Origin of the sequence: Actinomadura monticuli, assembly GCF_041463655.1 — a bacterium.
Lineage (GTDB): Bacteria > Actinomycetota > Actinomycetes > Streptosporangiales > Streptosporangiaceae > Spirillospora > Spirillospora monticuli.
In genome coordinates, this window is the sequence record NZ_JAXCEI010000021.1 from 93,049 (window position 1) to 114,802 (window position 21,754).

Here is a 21,754-nt window from a genome sequence, read left to right on the forward strand (position 1 = left end):
ACCGGCGGCTGGAGGCGCTCGCCGAGGCGGCGCTGCGGTTCCGCGACCAGGTCCCGACGGTCGAGGCGTGGGGCCGCCGGCTCGCCCGCGTGCTGCGCGCCGGCGGTCGCCTGCTGGCCTGCGGCAACGGCGGCAGCGCCGCCGAGGCGCAGCACCTGACCGCCGAGCTCGTCGGCCGGTTCGAGGGCGAGCGGTGCCCGCTGTCGGCGATCCCGCTGCACGGGGACGCCTCGTCCGTCACCGCGATCGGCAACGACTACGGCCCGGTCACCGTGTTCGAGCGGCAGGTGCAGGCGCACGGCCGTCCCGGGGACGTGCTGGTGTGCCTGTCGACGAGCGGCCGCAGCCCCAACGTGGTCGCGGCGGCGCACCGCGCCCGGCGGCTCGGGCTGTCGGCCTGGGCGGTCACCGGCCCGGGCCCGAACCCGCTCGCCGAGGCGTGCGACGACGCCGTCACCGTCGAGGCGGGCGCCGCCTCGACCGTCCAGGAGATCCACCTCGCCGCCGTCCACCTGCTGTGCGGGGTGGTCGACGAGACCCTGGGGGTGGCCGATGCCTGAACGGAGCACCCGCGGCGCAGGGCCGCTCGTGGTGGTCGGCGACGTCCTGCTCGACGTCGACATCGTCGGCACCAGCAGCCGGCTGTGCCCGGACGCGCCGGTCCCCGTCGTCGAGCAGGCCGAGGAGCGGCCCCGCCCCGGCGGCGCCGGCCTCGCCGCGCTGCTCGCGGCGGCCGGAGGCCGCGAGGTCGTGCTCGTCACGGCGCTCGCCGACGACGACGCCGGCCGGCGGCTGCGCGCGATGCTGGAGCGGCACCTGGAGGTCGCGGCGTTCCACCTGCACGGCGGCACGCCCCGCAAGCTGCGCATCCGGTCCGGAGGACAGTCGGTGGCGCGCCTGGACGCCGGGGAAGGGCAGGCCCTCGACGGGCCCGTCGGTCCGCGCGTCACCGACGCGATCGCGGGGGCCGGTTCCGTGCTGGTCTCCGACTACGGCCGCGGCGTCACCCGGCACCGCGCGGTCCGCTCCCTGCTCGGGGAGCTGGCCGCTGACGTGCCGGTCGTGTGGGACCCGCATCCGCGCGGCGCGCCGCCCGTCCCGGGGGTCCGGCTGCTCACCCCGAACGAGGAGGAGGCCGCCCGGCTGGCCGCCGCCGACGGCGCCGAGATCAGCGGGTTCGGGCTGTCGGCGGCCGGGCGGCGCGGCCGCCACCTCGGCCGGGCCTGGGGCATCGGGGGCGTCGCGGTGACGCTCGGCTCCGACGGCGCGCTGCTGTGCGACGGGTCCGAGGCGCCGTTCCTCGCGCCCGCGGAGCCGGCCCGGGGCGACTCCTGCGGCGCGGGCGACAGCTTCGCCGCCGGGGCCGCCGGCGCGCTCGCCGACGGCCGGGCGCTCACCGCCGCCGTCACCGAGGGCGTCCGGTGGGCGTCGGAGTTCGTCCGGGCCGGGGCCGCCGCGGGGCTGTCGGCGCGGCTCACCGAGACCGGCACGGCCCGGCTCGTGCCCGAGCGCGGCGAGGACGCCCGCGACGTCGTCGAGCGGGTCCGGCGCGCGGGCGGGACGGTGGTGGCGACCGGCGGCTGCTTCGACCTGCTCCACGCCGGGCACGTCGACCTGCTGCAGCGGGCGCGGCGGCTCGGCGACTGCCTGGTCGTGTGCGTCAACTCCGACGCCTCCGTCCGGCGGCGCAAGGGGCCGACGCGCCCGGTGACGCCCGCCGCCGACCGCGTCCGGGTGCTGGAGGCGCTCAGCGACGTCGACGCCGCGGTGGTGTTCGACGACGACACCCCGGCGCCGCTGCTGGAGCGGCTGCGGCCCGACGTGTGGGTGAAGGGCGCCGACTACGCCGGGACCGCGCTGCCCGAGGCGGAGACCGTCCGGGCGCACGGCGGCGAGATCGTCCTGCTCCCCCTGCTGGAAGGGCGCTCCACCACGCGCCTGCTGTCGACCACGAAGGGAAACGCGTCATGAACGTGCTCATCACCGGCGGTTCGTCCGGACTCGGCGCGGCCGTCGCGCGGAAGGTCGCCGCCGACGGCGGGCGCCCGCTGATCCTCGACCGGCACCCGCCGAAGGACGACTTCGAGCACATGCAGGCCGACCTCGCCGACCGCCGGTGCGCCGAGCGGGCCGTGCACGGCCTGGCGCGCGCGGCCGGCGGGCTGAACGCCGTCGTGACCGCCGCCGGCATCGACGCGTGCGGGGCGCTGAACGACGTCCCCGCCGAGGACTGGGAGCGGGTCGTCCAGGTGAACCTGCTCGGCACCGCCGCCGTCGCCCGCGCCGCGATCCCCTACCTGGAGAACGAGCCGCACGGGCGGATCGTGACCGTCGCGTCCACGCTCGGGTTCCGCGCGGTGGGCGACGCCACCGCGTACTGCGCGTCCAAGTTCGGGGTCGTCGGGTTCACCCGGGCGCTCGCCGCCGAGCTGGCCGGGAGGGTCGCCGTCACGATGATCGTGCCCGGCGGCATGGACACCGCGTTCTTCGACGACCGCCCCGACCGGTACAAGCCGGGCGCGGACGCCGAGCTGAACCGGCCCGAGGACGTCGCGGCGACCATCGCGTTCGCGCTCGCCCAGCCCACCGGCTGCGAGGTGCGCGAGCTCGTCGTCTGCCCGTCCGGCGAGCCGTCGTGGCCGTGACGGCTCCCCGCGTCCTGGCGCTGCGCGCGCTCGGGCTCGGCGACCTGCTGACCGCCGTCCCGGCGTTACGGGCGCTGCGGCGCGGGATGCCGGACGCCCGGATCACGCTCGCCGCCCCGGCCGGGCTCGCCGTCCTGGCCCGCGCGACGGGCGCGGCCGACGCCGTCCTGCCGGCGGACGGCCTGGACGCCCCGCTCCCGGCCGCCGGGCCGGTGGACGTGGCCGTCAACCTGCACGGCTCGGGGCCGCGGAGCCACCGGCTCCTCGCGGCCCCGGCGCCGGCCCGGCTGCTCGCCTTCGCCTGCCCGGACGCGCCGCACAGCGGCGGGCCCTCCTGGGATCCCGGCGAGCACGAGGTGGCGCGCTGGTGCCGGCTCGTGGCGTCCTACGGGTTCCCCGCGGATCCCGGCGACCTCGACCTGCCCGTTCCGGCGGTGCCCTCGCCCAGGCCGGGGGCCGTCGTCGTCCACCCCGGCGCGGCGTCCGGGGCGCGCCGCTGGCCCGCCGAGCGGTTCGCGGCGGTCGCGGCGGCGCTGCGGGACCGCGGCGAGCGCGTCGTCGTCACCGGCGGCCCCGCCGAGACGTCCCTCGCGCGCCGCGTCGCGGACCTCGCCGGGCTGGGTCCGGCCGCCGACCTCTCCGGCCGCACTCCCCTGCCGGAGCTCGCCGCGCTCGTCGCGGCGGCCCGGCTGGTGGTGTGCGGCGACACCGGCGTCGCGCACCTCGCGACCGCCTTCCGCACGCCGTCGGTGCTGCTGTTCGGCCCGACGCCGCCCGGCCGCTGGGGGCCGCCGCCCGACCGCTGCGAGCACCGCGTCCTGTGGGCGGGGCGGCACGGCGACCCGCACGGGCGCGAGCCCTGCCCCGGCCTGCTGGAGATCTCCGCGGACCGGGCCGCCGAGGCCGCCGAGGCCGTGCTCGCCCGGGGGGGCACGCCCGCCGAGACCCGATGAGGGGGAATGATGAGACATCCACGCGCCGTCGTCACCGGAGGATCCGGCTTCCTCGGCTCGCACCTGTGCGAGGCGCTCCTCGCCGAGGGGATCTCGGTGGTGTGCCTGGACAACCTGCTCACCGGGACGTCCCGCAACATCGCGCACCTGGCCGGGCGGCGGGACTTCCGGTTCCTGAAACGCGACCTCACCGAGCCGGTGCACGTCCCCGGCGAGGTCGGCTACGTCTTCCACCTCGCCTCGGCCGCGTCGCCGGCCGACTACCTGCGCTTCCCGATCCAGACCCTGGAGGTCGGCAGCCAGGGCACCCGCAACGCGCTCGAACTGGCCGAGGAGAAGGGCGCGCGGTTCGTCCTGGCCTCCACCTCGGAGGTGTACGGCGACCCGCTGGTGCACCCGCAGCCCGAGTCGTACTGGGGCAACGTGAACCCGGTCGGGCCGCGCAGCGTGTACGACGAGGCCAAGCGGTTCGGCGAGGCGCTCACGTCGGCGTTCCGGCACTCCCGCGGCCTGCCCGCCGCGATCGTGCGGATCTTCAACACCTACGGGCCGCGGATGCGCCCCGACGACGGCCGGGCCATCCCGACGTTCCTGCGGCAGGCGCTGACCGGCGAGGACCTGACCATCACCGGGGACGGCTCGCAGACCCGCTCGATCTGCCATGTGGACGACACGGTCCGCGGCATCCTCGCGCTCGCCCTGTCCGGCCATCCGGGGCCGGTCAACATCGGCAGCCCGTACGAGATCTCCATGGCCGGCCTCGCGCGGCTGATCATCGACCTGACCGGCTCGCCGTCCCAGCTGCGGTTCATCGACCGGCCGGTGGACGACCCGCGCGTCCGGCGCCCCGACACCGCGCTCGCCGAGAAGGCGCTCGGCTGGCGCCCCCGCGTCACCGTCGAGGAGGGCCTGCGCGGCACCATCGAGTGGTTCGGCAGGGAACCGCTCATCGCGCGGCCCGCGTGACCGCCCGACCCGGACCCGTCAAGGACGGGGCCGGAGCGCCGCCCGCGCGCGTCCCGGCCCCCTCCGGTCCCGGGGGCGTCCGGTCATCGGCCGGAGCCGCCCGCCGGGACCAGGTCCCGGATGTCGGGCGGCAGCGCGTGGCGCACCTTCGCGGTGATCGAGCCCTGGGTGGCGTCGTCCACCACCCCCAGGACGCTGCGCGCGAGGAACGCGGCCCGCGCCTCGCTGGTCCCGGCGCGCACGGCGACCCGCTCCACGAAGTCGTGCTTGTCGAACCGCTCCCCGCTGCCGGCGCCGCCGTAGACCTCGGTCCGCCGCAGGTGCTCGCCGATCTCGTGCGGGAGTTGCGCCGCGAGGTTGTCGGCGAGGCCCTCCGGGACCCGCTCGCCGAGCGTCTCCAGGGTCGCGCGGGACGCCCGCTCGGCGTCGCCCCAGCCCGGCAGGCGGGCGCGGTCCTGGACCTGTCCGATGAACTCCTCATGCCGCATGACGGACGCTCCTTCCTACGTCTGAAATGCGAAAACTTCCCGATATGCGGGGTTTTTAACGCGCGCCGAGCACGTCGAGCAGCTCGCCGATCACGGCGTCGTCCGCCGTGACCATCGGGGCCCGCCCGGCCCCCGCGGGCGACAGCGCCCAGTCCCACCACCGGCCGAGCTCCCCGGCGTCCAGGACCGGTGCGCCCTCGCCCCGCGGCTCCGGGACCGTCACGACGGCCGGCCACGACCACGCCCGCGCCTGCGCGGTCACCTTCGCGCCGCCGCCCACCGGGTCGACGGCCAGGGCGGGCACGCCGTTCTTCAGCGCCAGGACCAGGCCGTGCAACCGGGTCGTCACCACCAGGTCGAGCCGGCGCAGCACCGACTCCAGCTCGGCCGCCGTGCCGAACAGGCGCCAGTCGCGCGGATCGAGCCGCGTGTCGAGCGGCAGCCGCGCGCAGGCGCGGGCGGCGAGCCAGTCCGTCAGCTCCCGCTCGACCTGGTCGTGCAGCCGCCGCTCGCCGTACTCCCGCTGGCCGGGCGCGAGGACGACCCCGACGACGGGCACGGACGGCGTCGCCGGCAGCGCCGCCAGATCCCGCCTGGGCGCCTGCACCGGCGCGTCCCGCGCGAGGACGGCGTCGAACCCGGTGACCGCCGGGTCGTCCGGGTCGATGACCGACACGCCCACGGCGACGCGGGTGCAGCGCGCGTACCGGCGGTGCAGTTCCTCGACCTGCGGCCCGTGCAGCGGTCCGCAGGCGAACACCACATGCGTGTAGGACGCGGGGTCGGCGCGGTCGAGGTCCAGCCTGCCCGGCCGGAAGACGGGGCTCCACGCCAGGTCGCAGTCGACCCGCGCCCCGGCGAGCGCCCGCCGCACCGCCTCCATCGCCAGGACGTCGCCGGCCGTGGCCTCGCCGTGCAGGAAGCTCGGCCACCCGGTCACCAGGACCCGCATCGCCCGGCCCCCTCGTACGCCTCCGGCCGCGCACCGCACGCCACGTCGCCCTGCCCCTCGCGTGATAGTTCAGACACTTTCCGGTTTACGGACACGGCCTTATGGGCAGAGTCACCAAGCGGCCCACTCGCGAGCTCGGAGCCATGTGCCCCGAACTGCGAGCCTGGGCCGCGCCACGTTTCACGGTCGCCTCCGCGGCGTCTCACAGCGCCTGCGCGACGACCGTCCCGCAGTAGGCCGCTCCCAGCCCGGCGGCGATGCTGGCCACCGCGTTGAGCGCCGCGTAGGCGCGGGCGCCGTCCTCCGCCAACCGCAGCGTCTCGTACCCGAATGTGGAGTACGTACTCAGGGCGCCGCAGAAGCCCGTCCCGGCGAAGGCCATCACCCCGCCGCCCGCGGGGAGCGCCGCCAGGAGGCCCAGCACGAACGACCCCGCGACGTTGACGGTGAACGTTCCCCAGGGGAACACCGAGTCGTGCCGGGCCTGGACGGCACGGTCGGTCAGGTAGCGCAGCGGAGCGCCGAACGCGGCGCCCAGCGCGATCAGCAGGATCGTCACCCGGCGTCCTCCGCGGCCCGGCGGCCGGTCAGCGCCCGGGTCAGCCGCACGCCCGCGAGGACGGCGGCGAGCGCGGCGGCGAGCGTCAGCGCGAGGTAGGCCAGGCCCACCCGCGGCGCACCGTGCTCCACCGCCCGCTGGACGTCGACGGCGTAGGTCGAGAACGTGGTGTACCCGCCGAGCACCCCCACCCCGAGGAACGGCCGGACGAGCCGGTGCGCCGGCCGCCACTCGGTGATCAGCACCATCAGCACGCCGATCAGCAGGCAGCCCGAGACGTTCGCCCAGAAGACCGGCCAAGGGAACTCCCCCGGCCCGTACGGGAACGCGGCGCTCAGCCCGTACCGCGCGAGCGCCCCGAGCACGCCGCCCGCCGAGATCGCCCCGAGGGTTCGCCAGGGCGCCCGCCGCAGCTCGGCGCGCTGCTCCGGGACGTGCAGATCGACATCGGAGTCCACGGGAGGGCCGGGCATGGCGTACTCCTACCAGTAGCGGGCGTTCACTGGCAGGGACCGTTGGCGGACGTCCTCCGCGGTTCACCCCGGGCCGGGATCGGCGGGCCCCACCGCCACTTCCCCGGCACGCCGGGGCCCGCCCGAGTCTACCGGCGATCAGGCGCCGGACCGGCCGGCCCGGCGCCGCCGGCCTGGACGTCGGCCTGGACGTCGGCCTGGGCTCCGGCCTGGGCTCCGCGCGACTCGACGAACTTCTTGAAGCGCCGCAGGTCGCCCCGGACCCGGTGGGTCAGGGCGCCGAGCCGGTCCCCCGCCTTCGCGGCGAAGCCCGCCGGGTCGATCTCCAGCTGCGCGGTGACGCGGGTGGTGGTCTCGTCCAGCCGGTGGAACGTCACCACGCCGGCGTGGGTGGGGCCGTCCAGGGACTTCCACGCGACGCGCTCGTCGGGCCGCCGCTCGGTGATGCGCGCGTCGAACTCGCGGACGACGCCCGCGACGCGGGTCGTCCAGCGCAGGGTCGTGTCGTCGATCCGGCGGATCTCCTCGACGCCGTCCATGAACCGCGGGAACGTCTCGAACCGCGTCCACTGGTCGTAGGCCGTGCGGATCGGGACGGTGACGTTGACCGATTCGGTGATCGTGCTCACGGCTCCACCTCCTGCCTCACCGCCCGGTTACCCGCCTGAGGTGCGTCTATCCGCAGCGCCTCCGCGACGCCGTGTGATCGCCCATCTCCCGGGTAGGGGGTCGGCACCGAGCGATAGCCCCCGCCCTCGCCGGCCTCGTCCGCAAAGGAGAGCACTCGCATGACGTCGGCGCAGACCACACGGTTCAACGACGGGCAGACCGAGATCCTTCTGGAGGAGATGAACCGGCTCGCGGAGGACGATCCCCGGCGGGAACGGCTCCGGGCGCGCATCGTCGACATGCACGCCCCGCTCGTCCGCGGCGTGGCGCGCCGGTACGCCAACCGCGGCGAGCCGCTGGACGACCTCCAGCAGGTCGCCTACCTGGGGCTGGTCAAGGCCATCAACCGGTTCGACCCGGGCATCGGCGACCGCTTCGTCACCTACGCCTACCCGGTGGTGACCGGGGAGGTGAAGCGGCACTTCCGCGACAAGACGTGGGGCATCCGGGTGTCGCGCCGCATCCAGGAGCTACGGCCGATCCTGCAGCGCACCGTGCAGGACTTCACCCGCGAGCACGGCCGCTCCCCCACCACCGCGCAGATCTCCGACCTGATGGGCATCACCCAGGAGGAGACCGTCGAGGTCATCATCGCCTGCGACGCCTACCGCCCGCTGTCCCTGGAGGCGCCGGCCGACGGCTCGCCCGGCGGCGAGAACGGCACCGTGGGCGAGTACCTCGGCTCCGACGACCCCGCGCTGGACGCCTTCATCGACGGCCACGCGCTCGGACCGCTGATCGACGACCTGCCCGAGCGCGAGCGGACGATCCTGCTGCTGCGGTTCTTCGGCAACAAGACCCAGACGCAGATCGCCGAGCAGATCGGGCTGTCGCAGATGCACGTCTCCCGCCTGCTGCGCGCCACCCTCGACCGGCTCCGCATGGGCCTGCTCGCGGAGGGCTGAGCCGGACGGCCGGGGGCCTGGACCGTCAGGGCTTCGGCAGCGCGCACGTCCCGCGCAGCACGACGTCGCCGCCCTCGCCGAGGCAGCGGGCGAGCAGGTACGTCTGCTGGCCGTAGTGGACGCCCCGGCGGACCGTGATCCTGCCTCCGCGGTCGACCTCGCACGGGTTGTCGAGCGTGCACCGCTCGCCGTCGTCGTTGCCGGTGTTGTTGACGCCGACGACCTGGCGCGTCCGGACGTCGATGACCGGCGAGCCGGACGTGCCGTGGACCGTCTCGCACCGCGGCGTGTACCGGAGGGAGTCCCTCCAGGTCCAGCCGGCCTCGCGCAGCCGGTACACGGTCGCGTCGATCCTGCACCCGTAGATCTTGCGCCAGTAGCCGGACACGACGCGGATCTCCGTTCCGTCGTGCGGCCTGGCGGTGGACAGGCGGAGCGCGGAGACCCCGTACCGCCTCCGGATCGCCGCGTACGTGGCGTCCAGCCGGTAGACTGTCACGTCGGTGTCGGTCATGGTGGCGTACTCGATCCTGGTCGCCCTGAGGGTGCCGAGGTCGCTCCCGCCCGTCCGGTCGAGGAGCGTGAACGTCCTGGAGGACGCCCGGTCCACGATGACGCGGCCCGGCGCGGGCATCCCCGACTCCAGGCAGTGGCCGTTGGTCAGGACGAGCGCGGCGTCGGTGTCGCGGGAGCGCGGCCCCCGCACGAGCGACCCCGAGCAGTTGCCGAGCGCGACGATCCCGGTGAAGTCGACGCCCGCCCGGCGCTGGTGCGGCGCCCCCGCCCGGCCGTGGTCCGGAGCCTCCGGCGGGACGGCGGCGGCCTGCGCGGTGCTCGTGGCGAGCGTCCCGGCGCACGCGGCGGCGGCGAGCACTGCGGCAAGGCGTCTGGTCATGCGGGTCCTCTCGGCGGGCCGGAGCGTCTACGGTCGGTGACGACGCTGTCACCGGCGGATGCTAGATCATCTCCGGCCCGCGGAGAAGGACCGCCGCCTCCCCGGCGCGGTCAGTCCACGTCCACCCAGCCGTAGGTCCGCTCGACGGCCTTCTTCCAGCCGGCGTAGCCGATCCGGCGCTGGTCGTCGTTCCAGGTGGGCTCCCAGCGTTTGTCCTCGTTCCAGTTCCGGCGCAGTTCGTCGGTGGTGGTCCAGAAGCCGGTGGCGAGGCCGGCGGCGTAGGCGGCGCCGAGTGCGGTGGTCTCGGCGACGACGGGGCGCGAGACCGGGACGCCGAGGATATCGGCCTGCATCTGCATGCACAGCTCGTTGGCGGTGACGCCGCCGTCGACCTTGAGGACGTCCAGGGAGACGCCGGAGTCCTCGTGCATCGCCTCCACCACGTCGCGCGACTGGTAGCAGATCGATTCCAGGGTGGCGCGGGCCAGGTGGGCGTTGGTGTTGAAGCGCGACAGGCCGACGATCGCGCCGCGCGCGTCCGAGCGCCAGTACGGCGCGAACAGGCCGGAGAAGGCCGGCACGAAGTACACGCCGCCGTTGTCGTCGACCTGCCGGGCCAGCGACTCGCTCTGCGCGGCTCCGGAGATGATGCCCAGCTGGTCGCGCAGCCACTGCACCGCCGACCCGGTCACCGCGATCGAGCCCTCCAGCGCGTACACGGCCGGGTGGTCGCCGAACTTGTAGCAGACGGTCGTCAGCATCCCCGCCTTGGACCGGACGAGTTCCTCACCGGTGTTGAGCAGCAGGAAGTTGCCGGTGCCGTAGGTGTTCTTGGCCTCGCCCACCGCGAAGCACACCTGGCCCACCGTGGCGGCCTGCTGGTCGCCCAGGATCCCGGTCAGGGGCACCTCGCCGCCGAGCGGCCCGTCCGCGCGGGTCACGCCGTACGGCTCGGGCGCCGAGGACGGTTTGATCTCCGGCAGCATCGAGCGGGGGATGCCGAAGAACGACAGGAGCTGGTCGTCCCAGTCGAGGGTCTCCAGGTCCATCAGCATGGTGCGGCTGGCGTTGGTCGGATCGGTGACGTGCACACCGCCGTCGGTCCCGCCGGTCAGGTTCCACAGCACCCACGAGTCGATGTTGCCGAAGATCGCGTCGCCGTTCTCGGCGGCCTCGCGGACCCCGTCGACGTTCTCCAGGATCCACTGGACCTTGCCGCCGGAGAAGTACGTGGCCGGCGGCAGCCCCGCGCGGTGCCGGATCGTCTCGCCCCGCCCGTCGCGGTCCAGCGCGGACGCGATGCGGTCGGTGCGGGTGTCCTGCCACACGATCGCGTTGTAGTACGGGCGGCCGGTGCGCCGGTTCCACACCACGGTCGTCTCGCGCTGGTTGGTGATGCCGAACGCCGCCAGGTCGGTGTGGCTCAGGTTCGCCTTGTTCAGCGTGCTCTGGACGACCGCCCGGGTCCGCTCCCAGATCTCGGTCGGGTTGTGCTCCACCCAGCCCGCCCTCGGCAGGATCTGCTCGTGCTCCAGCTGGTGGCGGGCGATCTCGTTCCCGCCGTGGTCGAAGATCATGAAACGGGTGCTCGTCGTGCCCTGGTCGAGCGCCCCGACGAAGTCGGCCATCTCTCTCCCTTTCCGCCGGCGGGGACGGGCCCCGTCAGGCAACGTCGTACTCCGGGCTCGGCTCGGGCTCCTCGTCCTCGTCCGGGATGTTCCGCCCGATGAGCAGAATGTAGAGGCCCGAGCCGAGCACGCCGCCGATCAGGGGCGCGACGAGGGGTACCCAGAAGTAGAAGTCCCCGTACTGGTCGCGCCACGCCGTCCCGTATCCGGTGATGTACTGGGCGAGCCGCGGCCCGAAGTCGCGGGCCGGGTTGATCGCGTAGCCGGCGGCGGACCCGAACGCCATCCCGATCGCCACCACCACGAGACCGATGATCAGCGGCCCCAGGTTGGCCAGCGGCGGCGCGTTGCGCAGGTCGGTGAGCGCGAGGACCAGGAAGAGCAGGATCGCGGTGCCGATGATCTGGTCGCGGAAGGCGCCCCAGGTGTGGATGGGCAGCGACCCGTTGCCGGGCATGGTGGAGAACACGAACTGCGTCTTGGCCGTCAGGCCCGGGTCGAACTTGTTCAGGATCTCGGTGTAGTTCCACCGGACGATCAGCGCGGCGACGAATGCGCCGAGCACCTGCGCGAAGCAGAACGGCAGCACCTTGCGCCACGGGAACCCCTTGAACACGGCGAGCGAGACGGTCACGGCCGGGTTGATGTGCCCGCCGCTGATCCGCGCGGAGACGTACACGCCGAGCGTCACGGCGATGCCCCACGCCCAGGCGATGGCGTCGTGGCCGCCGAGGCTCTGCGGCTCGCCGAGGCCGCTGCCCGCGACGGCCTGGGCGACCACGCCGCAGCCGAACAGGATGAGGATCATGGTGCCGGCGAACTCGGCCATCATCTCGCGGGCGAGTACGGGGACCCTCGGCGGTCGCGTCATCGCTCCTCCTCAAGGACGTGTGACGTGAGGCACGACCGCCGCGAACGCAAGGACGCCTGGCGAGACGGGTCGACACGTCCTTGACGGCAGCGCCGGCACCCGGTGCCGTCCAGCCACATGATCACAATGGCGGGATGGTTCCCATCGGGAGCCGGGCTACACGGCCCGCAGGTCAGTGGCCGCGGAACGCCTCCGCCAGCCACCAGGCGGGCCGGCCCCGCGTGACCTTGGCGTCCACGACCATCGGCCGGTCCCGCGGGCCCGCCAGCCAGTCGGCCACCGCGGCCAGGTCGTCCGCGCGCCGGACGGTCGCCGCCGCGCAGCCGAAGCCGCGCCCGATCGCGGCCAGGTCCGCCGGCGGGAACGTCACCGTGTCCAGCGGATGCCCGCCGGGGCCGAAGTGGTGCACCTCCGCGCCGTACGCCTCGTCGTCGTAGACGACCACGAGCAGGCCCAGCCCGAGCCGGACGGCGGTCTCCAGCTCCGCGACCGACATCAGCGCGCCGCCGTCGCCGAGCGCCGCGACGGTGAGCCGGTCGGGACGCGCCACCGCGGCGCCGATCGCGGTGGCGAGGCCGAGGCCGACCGACTGGAACGCCTGGGTGAACACGAGGCCGTCGCCGTCGGGGACGTCGAGGAACATCGCCGGGTAGCCCATGAAGTTGCCCGAGTCGACGGCGACCGTGCGCTCGCGGGGCAGCATCGCGTCGAGGGCGATCGTCAGCGTCCGCGGGTCGACGCGCGGCCCGCCGGCGCCGTCCTTGCCGTCCGGGTGCTCCTCGTACGGGACGTCCTGCCAGCGGCCCTCGCGGGCGAGCCGCTCGGCCACCTCGGGCGTCCGGTAGCCGGTCGCAGCGTGCCCGCGCGCCGCCAGCTCGGCGAGCACGGCCCGCGCGGTCTCGGCGGCGTCGCCGATCAGGCCGAGGTCGACCGGGCGGTGCGCGCCGAGGGCGCGGGCGTCCGCGTCGACCTGCACGACCGTCGCGTCCGGGCCGATGAGGGCGCCGTGCCGCGTCGTCCACATGGTCAGCGAGCAGCCCCAGCCGACGACCAGGTCGGCGCCGCAGATCAGCTCCGCGGCGGCCGGGGTGGCGAACCCGCCGCTGACGTCCAGCGCGAACGGGTCGCCGGCGAACAGGCCGCGCGCGACGGCGGACGTCGCGGGCAGCGCGCCGCAGCGCCCGGCCAGCTCAGCGAGCGGCTCGCGCGCCTCCGACAGCCGGGCGCCGCGCCCGGCGATGAACACCGGCCGCCGCGCCGCCTGCAGCGCGTCGGCGAGCCGGGCGACCGCCGCCGGCGGCGGCACCGGCAGCGGCGGGATCTGCGCCGGCCGCGGCCGGTAGCCGGCGGGCGGCGCGGCGGACCGGCGCTCGCCCTCGTCCGGGAGGGCGGCGCCCTGCACGTCCAGCGGCAGGCCGAGCAGCACCGTGCGGCGCTCGGCGACGGCCGTCCGGCAGGCGCGGGCCACGTCGTCCAGCGCGGTCTGCGGCGAGTGGACCCGCTCGGGGACGGCCCCGACCGCCGCCGCGATCGCCGCCTGGTCGATCCGGAAGTTGGAGCGGACCGCGCCGGCGGCGACCTCGCCCGCGACCACCAGCAGCGGCGTGCGGCTCTTGGCCGCCTCGGCGATGCCAGTGACCGCGTTGGTGAGACCCGGCCCCTGGTGGACGCTGACGACGCCGAGGCCGCCGCCCACCCGCGCGTACGCGTCCGCCATCGTCACGGCGCCGCCCTCGTGCCGGGCGGCGACGTACCGGGCGCCGCCCGCGACGAGCGCGTTCGTGACGTGGAAGTTGCCGCTGCCGACGACCCCGAAGACGGTGCGGGCGCCGAGCCGCGCGAGGGCCTCCCCCACGGCCTCCGCGACGTTCATCGCTCGATCAGCGCGAGCACGCGGGCGGGGCTGCCGGAGCCGCCGACGATCGGCAGCGGCGAGGCGAGCAGCACGGCGCCGCGGGCCGGGAGCCGGTCGAGGTTCTGCAGCTGGGTGAGGCCGTACTTGCCCGCGCCGAGGAAGTAGGAGTGGCACGGGAACGGCGGTTCGAAGCCGTGGGCGGCGCCCGCGTCGGTGCCGACGGTCTCCGTGCCGAGGCCGATGACGGGGGTCTCCTCGGCGAGCCACCGGGCGCACTCGGCGGAGATCCCGGGCGTGTGCGGGCCGTTCTCGTCGGCGTTGAGGAAGGCGTCCTGGTCGGCGGAGCGCGCGTCCCAGCCCGTCCGGTAGAGGAGCCAGCCGCCGTCCGGGAGCGGGCCGTTGGCCTTCTCCCAGTCGCGGACGTGGTCGACCTCCAGCAGGAAGTCGGGGTCGCCGGCGACGTGCTCGGAGGCGTCCAGCACCACGGCGGGGGCGACGAGGCGGCGGGGCGGGACCTGCGCGACGTCCTCGCCGTCGCGGCCGGTGGCCCAGTGCACCGGCGCGTCGAAGTGCGTGCCGACGTGCTCGCCGGTCTCGATGTCGTTCCAGTACCAGGCGGGGCCCCGGTCGTCGTACCGGCTGATCTCCTTCAGCCGGAACGGGACGGTGTTGGCGAACGGCTCCGGCAGCTGGAGGATCGGCGTCCGCTCCGACAGCGGCGCGGTCAGGTCGACGATCTCCACCGAGCCGTCGGCGACGGCGGTGAGCAACTGGGCGAGGACGGACATCGTTCCTCCGGGCACGGGCGGCTGAGGGGGTCTCGGGGTCCCCCGAACGTACCGCAGATGGCCCTGTTCGGAGGGTGACCCGGCCCAGGCCGCCGGCCGTTCGCCCGTCCGCCGGGCCGGCCGCGGGATTTCGTCGCCGGATGCGTAGACGCGCGGTGGCCGCTCGCTCACCATCGGGGGCGGAACCCCAGCGGCTTCTCCGCCAGCGGGCTCGGCGGCCAGCTCATCTGGGTCTCGCCCCGGCACGGCGTCGTCATCGTGAAGTCGACCCTCGCGACGCTCCTCGCCGGCGAGGAGACCGACGCCGCGTTCGAGGCGCTCGCCGCCGAGGTCGCCCGGACCCGCGGCTGATCGCCGCCGCTCCTCCGCGAGCGGGACTGGAACAAAACGGCCGCGCCCGCGGGTTGGGGTTGCCTGAGTACTGTGATCCAGCTCATCGGAGGACTCGCATGGCGGCGGAACCGGAACGCAAGGGACGCAGGCTCCACCGGGGGACGGTGCTGCGCACCGAGCGCCTCGCACCGCACATGATCCGCGTGGTCCTGGGCGGTCCCGGGCTCGCGGAGTTCGGCGCGGGCGAGTTCACCGACCACTACGTGAAGCTGCTGTTCCCGCGCCCGGACGTCGCCTACCCCGAGCCGTTCGACATGGAGCGGGTGCGCGCCGAGCTGCCGCGCGAGCAGTGGCCCAGCACGCGCACCTACACCGTCCGCGCGTGGGACGCCGAAACGCGCGAACTGACGATCGACTTCGTCTACCACGGCGACACGGGGCTCGCCGGGCCGTGGGCCGCGAACGCGCGGCCGGGAGACGAGATCCTGTTCAACGGCCCCGGCGGCGCCTACGCCCCGCGCCCCGGCGCCGGCTGGCACCTGCTGGCCGGGGACGAGAGCGCCCTCCCGGCGATCGCGGCCGCGCTCGAACGCGTCCCGGACGGCGCGGCGGCCCGCGTCTTCGTCGAGGTCGCCGGCCCCGAGGAGGAGCAGCGCCTGCCGGCGCCCGCCGGGGCCGAGATCGTCTGGCTGCACCGGGGCGCGGGCCGGGTCGGCGACCTGCTGGTCGAGGCCGTCCAGAAGCTGGACTTCCCGGCCGGCGAGGTGCACGCCTTCGTCCACGGCGAGGCCGGATTCGTCAAGGCGCTCCGCCGCCACCTGCGCGTCGAGCGCGGCGTGCCCCTGGACCAGCTGTCGATCTCCGGCTACTGGCGCCGCGGGCGCGACGAGGACGGCTGGCAGTCGGGCAAGCGCGACTGGAACCGCCAGGTCGAGCAGGAGGAGGCCGCGGCGCTCCAGGGCTAGGTGCGGCTAGTAGTAACTAGGCGGTGGCCTCGGTCTGGTCGTCCAGCGGGGGCCGGTCGTCCAGGGGCGGGTTGTCGTCGGCGAAGCCGGGGAGCCAGCGCTCGGCCTCGGCGCGGAAGGCGCCCTCGGCCTCCAGCTGGCAGAGGACGCCGCCGCAGCCGGACAGGGCGCGGCTGACGGCGAGGTACTGGGGCGGCAGGCGGAAGGCGCGCGCCAGGGCGCCGGGCCTCATGTCGGAGGCGAGGCCCAGGCCCCGCGAGGTCTGCTCGCGGAGCCATTCGCGGGTGTAGCGGAAGCGCTCCACGGCGAAGGGGGCGGCGTGCGGGGCGACGAGTTCGGCGATCTCGTCGGGGTCGACCTCGGCCTCGGGGGCGAGGAAGCCCTCCTCGCACAGGGCGTCGACGATCTCGTCCGGGTCGCCCAGGGTCCCGATGCGCAGCAGCCGGCCGATGGACCACTGGAGCTCCGCCGGGACGCGGGCGGCGCCGCCGAAGTCGAGGACGCCGAGGCGCCCGTCGTCCAGGAGGCGGAAGTTGCCCGGGTGCGGGTCGATGTGGATCATCTCGCAGCGGGCCGGGCCGGAGAGCAGGAAGCGGAACAGCAGGAGCCCCGCGCGGTCGCGGGCGTCCTGGTCGTCCCCGGCGATGACCTTGGCGAGCGGGGTGCCGTCCAGCCACTCGGTGACCAGCACGTTGCCGGACTGGGCGACGACGGCGGGGACGGCGAAGTCGGGGTCGCCGGCGTAGGCGTCGTGGAAGGCGGTCTGCGCGCGGGCCTCGTCGACGTAGTCGAGCTCCTTCTCCAGGCGGCGCTTGAGGTCGGCGACGACGGGCTTGACCTCGACGCCCGGGAACAGCGGCGTGAAGAGCCTGCTCAGCCGGGCGATCTGGGTGAAGTCGCTCATCAGGGCCTGCGCGGCGCCGGGGTACTGGACCTTGACCGCGACGGTGCGGCCGTCGTGCCAGACGGCCTTGTGGACCTGCCCGATGGACGCGGCGGCGGCCGGGCGGTCGTCGAACTCGGCGAAGTGGTCGCGCCAGTCGTCGCCCAGGCCCTCGGCGAGCACCTTGTGGGTGGTCGCGGCGGGCATCGGGGGCGCCGACTCCTGGAGCCGCGTCAGGCTGGCCCGGAACGGGCCGGCGATCTCCTCGGGCAGCCCGGCCTCGAAGATCGACAGCAGCTGGCCGACCTTCATCGCGCCGCCCTTCAGCTCGCCGAGCACGGCGAACAGCTGCTCGGCGGTGCGCCGCTGGACCTCCAGCGCGACGGCCTCGGCGGGGCGGCCGAGGGTCCGCTTGCCGAGCCCGAGGGCGGTGCGCCCGGCGAAGCCCAGCGGCAGGGTCGCCAGCTTGGCGGTGCGCGTCACCGCGCGGCGGGGGATGTCACTCACGGCCCGGCCGTCCCTCTTTCGACGATGCGTCCAATGACTTAGCCTCTCACGCCGAGCGGATGCCACAAAGCGGTCATCGCCCGTCAAACATTCAGCGTTCGGCCGGGCCCGAAGATTCCCCGCCGTTCGTCCCGCCGCCCGGCGCGCACGGGCGCAGCATCAGCGCGACCACCTCCAGCGCCTGGTCGATCTCCGGCCGGTTGCCGCCCAGGTAGTGGGCGTACATGAACGAGTCGGCGACCCGGACGATCGCCTGCGCGAGCGTCCGGGTGGGCAGCGGGACGCGCAGCGCGCCGCGGTCGATCTCCGCCTGCAGCTCCCGGGTCAGCAGCTCGGTCGCGCGGTCCTCGATGGTGCCGGGCATGGTGGCCAGCCGGATGAACAGCCGCGGCTCGCGCTCGGTGAACGCCTTCAGCGGCTCCGCGGTCACGACCGCGCGCATGAAGCGCTCCAGCACGGCGAGGATCCGCGCCGCGCCGGTGCCGCCCACGCCCAGCACGGCGACCCGGTACGTCCGCTCGGTCATCTCGGCGAGCACCGTCCCGATGAGTTGCTCACGGCTGCCGACCCACCGGTACAGGGTCGCGCGGCCGACGCCCAGCTCGGCGGCGAGCGCCGACATGTCGATCGGCTCGCCCCGCAGATAGTGGGCGGACGCGGCGGCGAGCGCGGCGGGCGGCCCGGCCGGGGACCGGGCGGGGACGTCCGGGGGAACGGGGCTGCCGCTCATCCGCTCAGCATCGCACAGCGAAGGGACCGCTCCGGCCGGGGCTCCTCGCGATCGCGCGACTACAGGGGGTGATGAGGGGTAGTCAGTTGGTGTGAAGGACAAAAACGGGGGCGCCGGACGCAAGGGCCGGCTGCTGATCATCGGTGGGGCGGAGAACCGGACCTGCGGGGCGGGGCCGCTCGAGACGTTCGTGGAGCTGTCCGGGGCCGAGGACGCGCGGATCGTGGTCGTGACGACGGCGACGGAGGTGCCCGAGGAGGTCGCCGAGGAGTACACGGCGGTGTTCGGGCGGCTCGGCGTGCCGTCGGTCCGGGAGCTGCGGCTGCTCGGCCGGGCCGCGGCCGACGACGCGGCGACGCTGCGCGCGCTGGACGCGGCGACGGGGGTGCTGTTCAGCGGCGGCGACCAGTCGCGGATCCGGACCCTGGTGGGGTCGAAGACCAACGAGCTGCTGAAGCGGCGGCTGGACCAGGAGGGCCTGGTCATCGCCGGGACGAGCGCGGGGGCCACCGCGATGGGGCATTGGATGATCCTGGGCGGGCACGGCCACGAGGTCGCCGCCTCCAGCGTGAAGGTCGGCCCGGGGCTCGCACTGCTCGACAACGTGCTGATCGACATGCATTTCAACGAGCGGGGGCGGCTGCCCCGGCTGATGAGCGGCATAGCGCTGGACACCCGGCTGCTGGGCGTCGGCATCGACGAGGACACCGCGATCGTGGTGGGCGACGGGCAGTTCGAGGTGGTGGGGACGGGGGTGGTGACGGTCGTGGACGCCGGTCAGTCCACCATCGCCTACGCCGCCTCCGACGACGAGCCGATGGCGATGTTCGACGTGTCGCTGCACCTGCTGCCGGCCGGCTGCACGTTCCAGATGAACGACAAGCTGCCCGCGATCGGCAACATGCGCGGCCCGGACGAGGAGGACTGAGCCGTGCGTCTCGATCACGTGCGCCGCCTGGGCGGCCCGAACACCTACCTGTCCCGTCCCGTCGCGATCGCGCGGCTCGACCTGCAGGGCCTGACCGGCCACGAGACGACCGACCACCCCGGCTTCGCCGAGCGGCTGGTGGGGGCGCTGCCGGGCCTGGCCGAGCACCACTGCTCGGCGGGGCGCCCCGGCGGGCTGCTGGACGCGATGGCGCGCGGCACCTATTTCGGCCATGTCACCGAGCACGTCACGCTGGAGCTGTCCGGGCTCATCGGGCGCGAGGTGTTCTTCGGCCGCACCGTCCGGGCGGGCGGGCCCGCCGAGTACGACGTGATCCTGGAGTGCCCCCGGGACGAGCCGGCGGCCAGCACGGTGGTGGAGCGGCTGATCACGCTCGCCGTCCGGATCGTGACCGGGACGCTCGCCGGCCAGGTGCCCGACGCGTCCGGCGACCTGGCCGAGGTCGCCGCCCGGCACGAGGCCGAGCGGCTCGGGGTGAGCACGGCCGCGCTGGCGCGGGCGGCGCGCGAGCGGGGCGTGCCGGTCCGCCGCGTCGACGACCTCAACCTGCTGCGGCTCGGGTACGGGCGGTACCGCCGGACGGTGTGGGCGGCGATGACCGACACCACGTCGGCGATCGGGATGGAGGTCGCGGGCGACAAGCGGCTCGCGCACCGGGTCCTCTCCGACGCGGGCCTCCCCGTCCCCGAGGGGCGGGTCGCGGCGTCGCCCGCCGAGGCCCTGGAGGCGCTGCGCGCGGTCGGCGGCCCGGTGGTCGTCAAGCCGCTCGCCGGGCACCAGGGCGAGAACGTCCACATCGAGCTGACCGAGCCGCCGGAGGTGGTCGCCGCGTTCGCGGCGGCGGCCGGGGACGAGGGCGGGGTGCTCGTCGAGTCCTACGTCCCGGGCAAGGACTACCGCGTCCTGGTGGTCGGCGGCCGGGTGGCTGCGGCGGCGGAGCTGACCGCCGCGTGCGTGACCGGCGACGGGACGTCGTCCGTCGCGGAGCTGGTGGAGCGGGTCAACGCCGACCCGGCGCGCGGGGAGGGCCACGACCGGCCGCTGACCCGGCTGGCGCTCGGTCCGACGGAGCTGGCGCTGATGGCGCGGCAGGGGCACGCCCCGGACTCGGTGCCCGGCGACGGGGAGCGGGTGTGGCTGCGCCGCAACGCGAACCTGTCGACGGGCGGCACCAGCCGGGACGTGACCGGCGACGTGCACGGCGAGGTCGCGGCCATGTGCGTGCGGGCCGCGGCGGCCGTCGGGATGGACGTGTGCGGCATCGACCTGCGGCTGCCCGACATCGCCTCGGCGCCGCCCGCCGAGCGCGGCGCCGCCGGGATCCTGGAGGTCAACGCCGCGCCGGGGCTGCGCATGCACCTGGCGCCGCACGAGGGGGCCGGGCGGGACGTCGCCGGCGACGTCATCGACCTGATGTATCCGGCGGGGACGCCGTCGCGGGTGCCGGTCGTGTCGGTGACGGGCACCAATGGCAAGACGACGACCGTCCGGATGATCGCGCACATGCTGGAGCTGGACGGCCGGCGGACCGGCATGACCAGCACCGAGGGCGTGCACGTGGGCGGCCGGCCGGTGCACGTGTCGGACGCGTCCGGGCCCCGGTCTGCGGAGATGGTGCTGGGCGACCGGTCGGTGGAGGCGGCCGTCCTGGAGACGGCGCGGGGCGGCATCGTGCGGCGCGGCCTCGGCTACGACCGGGCCGACGTCGCGGTCGTCACCAACGTCACCCGCGACCATCTCGGCGTGGACGACACCGAGTCGCTCGACGACCTGCTCGACATCAAGGCGCTGGTCGCCGAGGAGATCCGGCGCGGGGGCCACCTCGTGCTGAACGCCGCGGACGAACCGTCGGCGAGCCTGGCGGGACGGCCCACCGTGCGGCGCCGCGACCCCGTGCTCCGCTTCTTCTCGCTGTCGCCGGACGCCCCCGTCCTCACGGAGCACCTGCGCGGCGGCGGCCTCGGCTACTACGTGGCGGACGGCTGGCTGACCGAGGCGCGCGGCGACCGCCGGACCCGGATCCTGCCGGCCGGCGAGGTGGCGGGCGCGTTCGGCGGGGACGCCGTCCACGTCCTGGCGAACGCGCTGGCCGCGTCCGCCGCCGCCCGCGCCCTCGGCGTCCCGGTGGACGTCGTCGCGAGCGCGCTGCGCTCGTTCGACCCGCACACCCGCAATCCCGGCCGCGGCTGCGTGTACCAGGTCGGCGGCAACCCCGTCCTGGTCGACTACGCGCACAACCCGGCGGCGGTCGAGGCGATGGGCGCGTTCGTCGAGCGACGCTGGGGCGGCGGGGGCGTGGCCGCGGTCACGTTGCCGGGCGACCGGTCCGACGAGCTCGTCGGCGAGACGGCGCGGGCGATCGCCGGGACGTTCGGCCGCGTCGTCGTCTACGAGGACGAGGACCTGCGCGGCCGCCGCTCCGGCGAGATGACCCGGCTGATCGTCCAGGGGCTGCGGGAGGGCCGCCCGGACGTGCGCCCGCACCCGGCGGGCGACCTGAAGGGGGCGCTGACGTCGGCGCTGGACCTCGCCGAGCCGGGCGAGCCCGTCCTGCTGCTGTACGAGAAGCTGCAGCCGGTGACCGAGCTGCTGGAGACGCTGGGCGCGGAGCCCGCCGGCTAGCCCCGTTTTCCGCACATGTGGATCTTTGGGGGTGATCGGTGCGTCGGGTTGGTCCTGGATCTGCGGGACGGGCAGCGTGTGGGGTTGTGAGACAACCTGCGCGGTTCGGTGGCCGGTC

21 protein-coding genes are annotated in these 21,754 nt (G+C 75.1%); 9 read left to right on the forward strand and 12 right to left on the reverse strand.

The annotated features are described in order from the left end of the window. The first annotated feature begins 8 nt into the window (after positions 1 to 8). The 5 genes from SM611_RS33125 to SM611_RS33145 are packed head-to-tail and all read left to right on the forward strand — an operon-like array spanning position 9 to position 4,564. Entirely contained in the window at positions 9 to 560 is a 552-nt protein-coding gene (locus SM611_RS33125) for a D-sedoheptulose-7-phosphate isomerase (RefSeq protein ID WP_371954296.1), read from the forward strand. After that, on the forward strand, positions 553 to 1,971 hold the full coding sequence (rfaE2, locus tag SM611_RS33130; RefSeq protein WP_371954276.1) for a D-glycero-beta-D-manno-heptose 1-phosphate adenylyltransferase: 1,419 nt from the start codon (positions 553 to 555) through the stop codon (positions 1,969 to 1,971). The genes SM611_RS33125 and rfaE2 overlap by 8 nt, the downstream gene beginning before the upstream one ends. After that, a complete protein-coding gene (locus SM611_RS33135; RefSeq protein WP_371954277.1) occupies positions 1,968 to 2,645 on the forward strand; it encodes an SDR family oxidoreductase in 678 nt (225 codons plus the stop codon). The genes rfaE2 and SM611_RS33135 overlap by 4 nt, the downstream gene beginning before the upstream one ends. Next, complete coding sequence (locus SM611_RS33140) at positions 2,636 to 3,598, forward strand: glycosyltransferase family 9 protein (RefSeq protein ID WP_371954278.1); 963 nt, start codon at positions 2,636 to 2,638, stop codon at positions 3,596 to 3,598. The genes SM611_RS33135 and SM611_RS33140 overlap by 10 nt, the downstream gene beginning before the upstream one ends. Positions 3,599 to 3,607: 9 nt before the next feature. Further along, a complete protein-coding gene (locus SM611_RS33145) occupies positions 3,608 to 4,564 on the forward strand; it encodes an NAD-dependent epimerase/dehydratase family protein (protein ID WP_371954297.1) in 957 nt (318 codons plus the stop codon). Positions 4,565 to 4,647: 83 nt separating this feature from the next. On the opposite strand, the gene SM611_RS33150 is transcribed toward SM611_RS33145, so the two are convergent. The 5 genes from SM611_RS33150 to SM611_RS33170 form a co-directional block, all read right to left on the reverse strand. Then, positions 4,648 to 5,052 (reverse strand): DUF2267 domain-containing protein, encoded by a 405-nt coding sequence (locus SM611_RS33150; protein ID WP_371954279.1) that lies wholly within the window; start codon positions 5,050 to 5,052, stop codon positions 4,648 to 4,650. A gap of 55 nt (positions 5,053 to 5,107) precedes the next feature. Then, the gene (locus tag SM611_RS33155) at positions 5,108 to 6,004 is read right to left on the reverse strand and encodes a polysaccharide pyruvyl transferase family protein (protein ID WP_371954280.1); all 897 of its coding nucleotides are present in this window, start codon (positions 6,002 to 6,004) and stop codon (positions 5,108 to 5,110) included. A gap of 202 nt (positions 6,005 to 6,206) precedes the next feature. After that, positions 6,207 to 6,563 carry a fluoride efflux transporter FluC gene (locus tag SM611_RS33160; RefSeq protein WP_371954281.1) on the reverse strand — a complete coding sequence of 119 codons (357 nt, stop codon included), beginning with the start codon at positions 6,561 to 6,563 and terminating at the stop codon, positions 6,207 to 6,209. Continuing rightward, on the reverse strand, positions 6,560 to 7,036 hold the full coding sequence (locus SM611_RS33165) for a fluoride efflux transporter FluC (RefSeq protein WP_371954282.1): 477 nt from the start codon (positions 7,034 to 7,036) through the stop codon (positions 6,560 to 6,562). Before SM611_RS33165 ends, SM611_RS33160 begins: the two co-directional genes overlap by 4 nt. Before the next feature lie 128 nt (positions 7,037 to 7,164). After that, a complete protein-coding gene (locus SM611_RS33170) occupies positions 7,165 to 7,665 on the reverse strand; it encodes an SRPBCC family protein (RefSeq protein WP_371954283.1) in 501 nt (166 codons plus the stop codon). A 159-nt stretch (positions 7,666 to 7,824) separates the two neighbouring features. Here SM611_RS33170 and SM611_RS33175 point away from each other — a divergent pair, with 159 nt between their 5' ends. Next, positions 7,825 to 8,610, forward strand: coding sequence for a SigB/SigF/SigG family RNA polymerase sigma factor (locus tag SM611_RS33175; RefSeq protein ID WP_371954284.1), 786 nt, complete (start codon positions 7,825 to 7,827; stop codon positions 8,608 to 8,610). 25 nt (positions 8,611 to 8,635) lie between these two features. Here the strand turns inward: SM611_RS33175 and SM611_RS33180 are convergent, their stop codons facing one another. The 5 genes from SM611_RS33180 to SM611_RS33200 form a co-directional block, all read right to left on the reverse strand. Continuing rightward, the gene (locus tag SM611_RS33180) at positions 8,636 to 9,505 is read right to left on the reverse strand and encodes a trypsin-like serine peptidase (protein WP_371954285.1); all 870 of its coding nucleotides are present in this window, start codon (positions 9,503 to 9,505) and stop codon (positions 8,636 to 8,638) included. A 110-nt stretch (positions 9,506 to 9,615) separates the two neighbouring features. Continuing rightward, positions 9,616 to 11,133 carry a glycerol kinase GlpK gene (gene glpK, locus SM611_RS33185; protein ID WP_371954286.1) on the reverse strand — a complete coding sequence of 506 codons (1,518 nt, stop codon included), beginning with the start codon at positions 11,131 to 11,133 and terminating at the stop codon, positions 9,616 to 9,618. A 34-nt stretch (positions 11,134 to 11,167) separates the two neighbouring features. Beyond that, the gene (locus SM611_RS33190; protein WP_371954287.1) at positions 11,168 to 12,004 is read right to left on the reverse strand and encodes an MIP/aquaporin family protein; all 837 of its coding nucleotides are present in this window, start codon (positions 12,002 to 12,004) and stop codon (positions 11,168 to 11,170) included. Between the two features lie 172 nt (positions 12,005 to 12,176). Beyond that, positions 12,177 to 13,877, reverse strand: a complete 1,701-nt coding sequence (locus SM611_RS33195; RefSeq protein WP_371954288.1) for a thiamine pyrophosphate-binding protein — start codon at positions 13,875 to 13,877, stop codon at positions 12,177 to 12,179. Next, positions 13,874 to 14,647, reverse strand: a complete 774-nt coding sequence (locus SM611_RS33200; protein WP_371954289.1) for a cyclase family protein — start codon at positions 14,645 to 14,647, stop codon at positions 13,874 to 13,876. The genes SM611_RS33195 and SM611_RS33200 overlap by 4 nt, the downstream gene beginning before the upstream one ends. 449 nt (positions 14,648 to 15,096) lie before the next feature. On the opposite strand from SM611_RS33200, the gene SM611_RS33205 reads away from it, so the two are divergent. After that, a complete protein-coding gene (locus tag SM611_RS33205) occupies positions 15,097 to 15,945 on the forward strand; it encodes a siderophore-interacting protein (protein WP_371954290.1) in 849 nt (282 codons plus the stop codon). A 16-nt stretch (positions 15,946 to 15,961) separates the two neighbouring features. Here the strand turns inward: SM611_RS33205 and SM611_RS33210 are convergent, their stop codons facing one another. Next, positions 15,962 to 17,335 carry an ABC1 kinase family protein gene (locus SM611_RS33210; protein WP_371954291.1) on the reverse strand — a complete coding sequence of 458 codons (1,374 nt, stop codon included), beginning with the start codon at positions 17,333 to 17,335 and terminating at the stop codon, positions 15,962 to 15,964. A 91-nt stretch (positions 17,336 to 17,426) separates the two neighbouring features. Continuing rightward, positions 17,427 to 18,065, reverse strand: a complete 639-nt coding sequence (locus tag SM611_RS33215) for a QsdR family transcriptional regulator (protein ID WP_371954292.1) — start codon at positions 18,063 to 18,065, stop codon at positions 17,427 to 17,429. 91 nt (positions 18,066 to 18,156) lie between these two features. Between SM611_RS33215 and SM611_RS33220 the strand changes: the two genes are divergently transcribed. Then, positions 18,157 to 18,993 (forward strand): cyanophycinase, encoded by an 837-nt coding sequence (locus SM611_RS33220; protein ID WP_371954293.1) that lies wholly within the window; start codon positions 18,157 to 18,159, stop codon positions 18,991 to 18,993. A gap of 3 nt (positions 18,994 to 18,996) precedes the next feature. After that, on the forward strand, positions 18,997 to 21,636 hold the full coding sequence (cphA, locus tag SM611_RS33225; RefSeq protein WP_371954294.1) for a cyanophycin synthetase: 2,640 nt from the start codon (positions 18,997 to 18,999) through the stop codon (positions 21,634 to 21,636). The last annotated feature ends 118 nt before the right edge of the window (positions 21,637 to 21,754 follow it).

Coding starts and splice junctions, on each gene's coding strand:
- rfaE2 (WP_371954276.1), top strand. CDS start 553: ATGCCTGAACGGAGCACCCGCGGCGCAGGGCCGCTCGTGGTGGTCGGC.
- SM611_RS33135 (WP_371954277.1), top strand. CDS start 1,968: ATGAACGTGCTCATCACCGGCGGTTCGTCCGGACTCGGCGCGGCCGTC.
- SM611_RS33145 (WP_371954297.1), top strand. CDS start 3,608: ATGAGACATCCACGCGCCGTCGTCACCGGAGGATCCGGCTTCCTCGGC.
- SM611_RS33150 (WP_371954279.1), bottom strand. CDS start 5,052: ATGCGGCATGAGGAGTTCATCGGACAGGTCCAGGACCGCGCCCGCCTG.
- SM611_RS33155 (WP_371954280.1), bottom strand. CDS start 6,004: ATGCGGGTCCTGGTGACCGGGTGGCCGAGCTTCCTGCACGGCGAGGCC.
- SM611_RS33165 (WP_371954282.1), bottom strand. CDS start 7,036: ATGCCCGGCCCTCCCGTGGACTCCGATGTCGATCTGCACGTCCCGGAG.
- SM611_RS33175 (WP_371954284.1), top strand. CDS start 7,825: ATGACGTCGGCGCAGACCACACGGTTCAACGACGGGCAGACCGAGATC.
- SM611_RS33180 (WP_371954285.1), bottom strand. CDS start 9,505: ATGACCAGACGCCTTGCCGCAGTGCTCGCCGCCGCCGCGTGCGCCGGG.
- glpK (WP_371954286.1), bottom strand. CDS start 11,133: ATGGCCGACTTCGTCGGGGCGCTCGACCAGGGCACGACGAGCACCCGT.
- SM611_RS33190 (WP_371954287.1), bottom strand. CDS start 12,004: ATGACGCGACCGCCGAGGGTCCCCGTACTCGCCCGCGAGATGATGGCC.
- SM611_RS33195 (WP_371954288.1), bottom strand. CDS start 13,877: ATGAACGTCGCGGAGGCCGTGGGGGAGGCCCTCGCGCGGCTCGGCGCC.
- SM611_RS33200 (WP_371954289.1), bottom strand. CDS start 14,647: ATGTCCGTCCTCGCCCAGTTGCTCACCGCCGTCGCCGACGGCTCGGTG.
- SM611_RS33205 (WP_371954290.1), top strand. CDS start 15,097: ATGGCGGCGGAACCGGAACGCAAGGGACGCAGGCTCCACCGGGGGACG.
- SM611_RS33215 (WP_371954292.1), bottom strand. CDS start 18,065: ATGAGCGGCAGCCCCGTTCCCCCGGACGTCCCCGCCCGGTCCCCGGCC.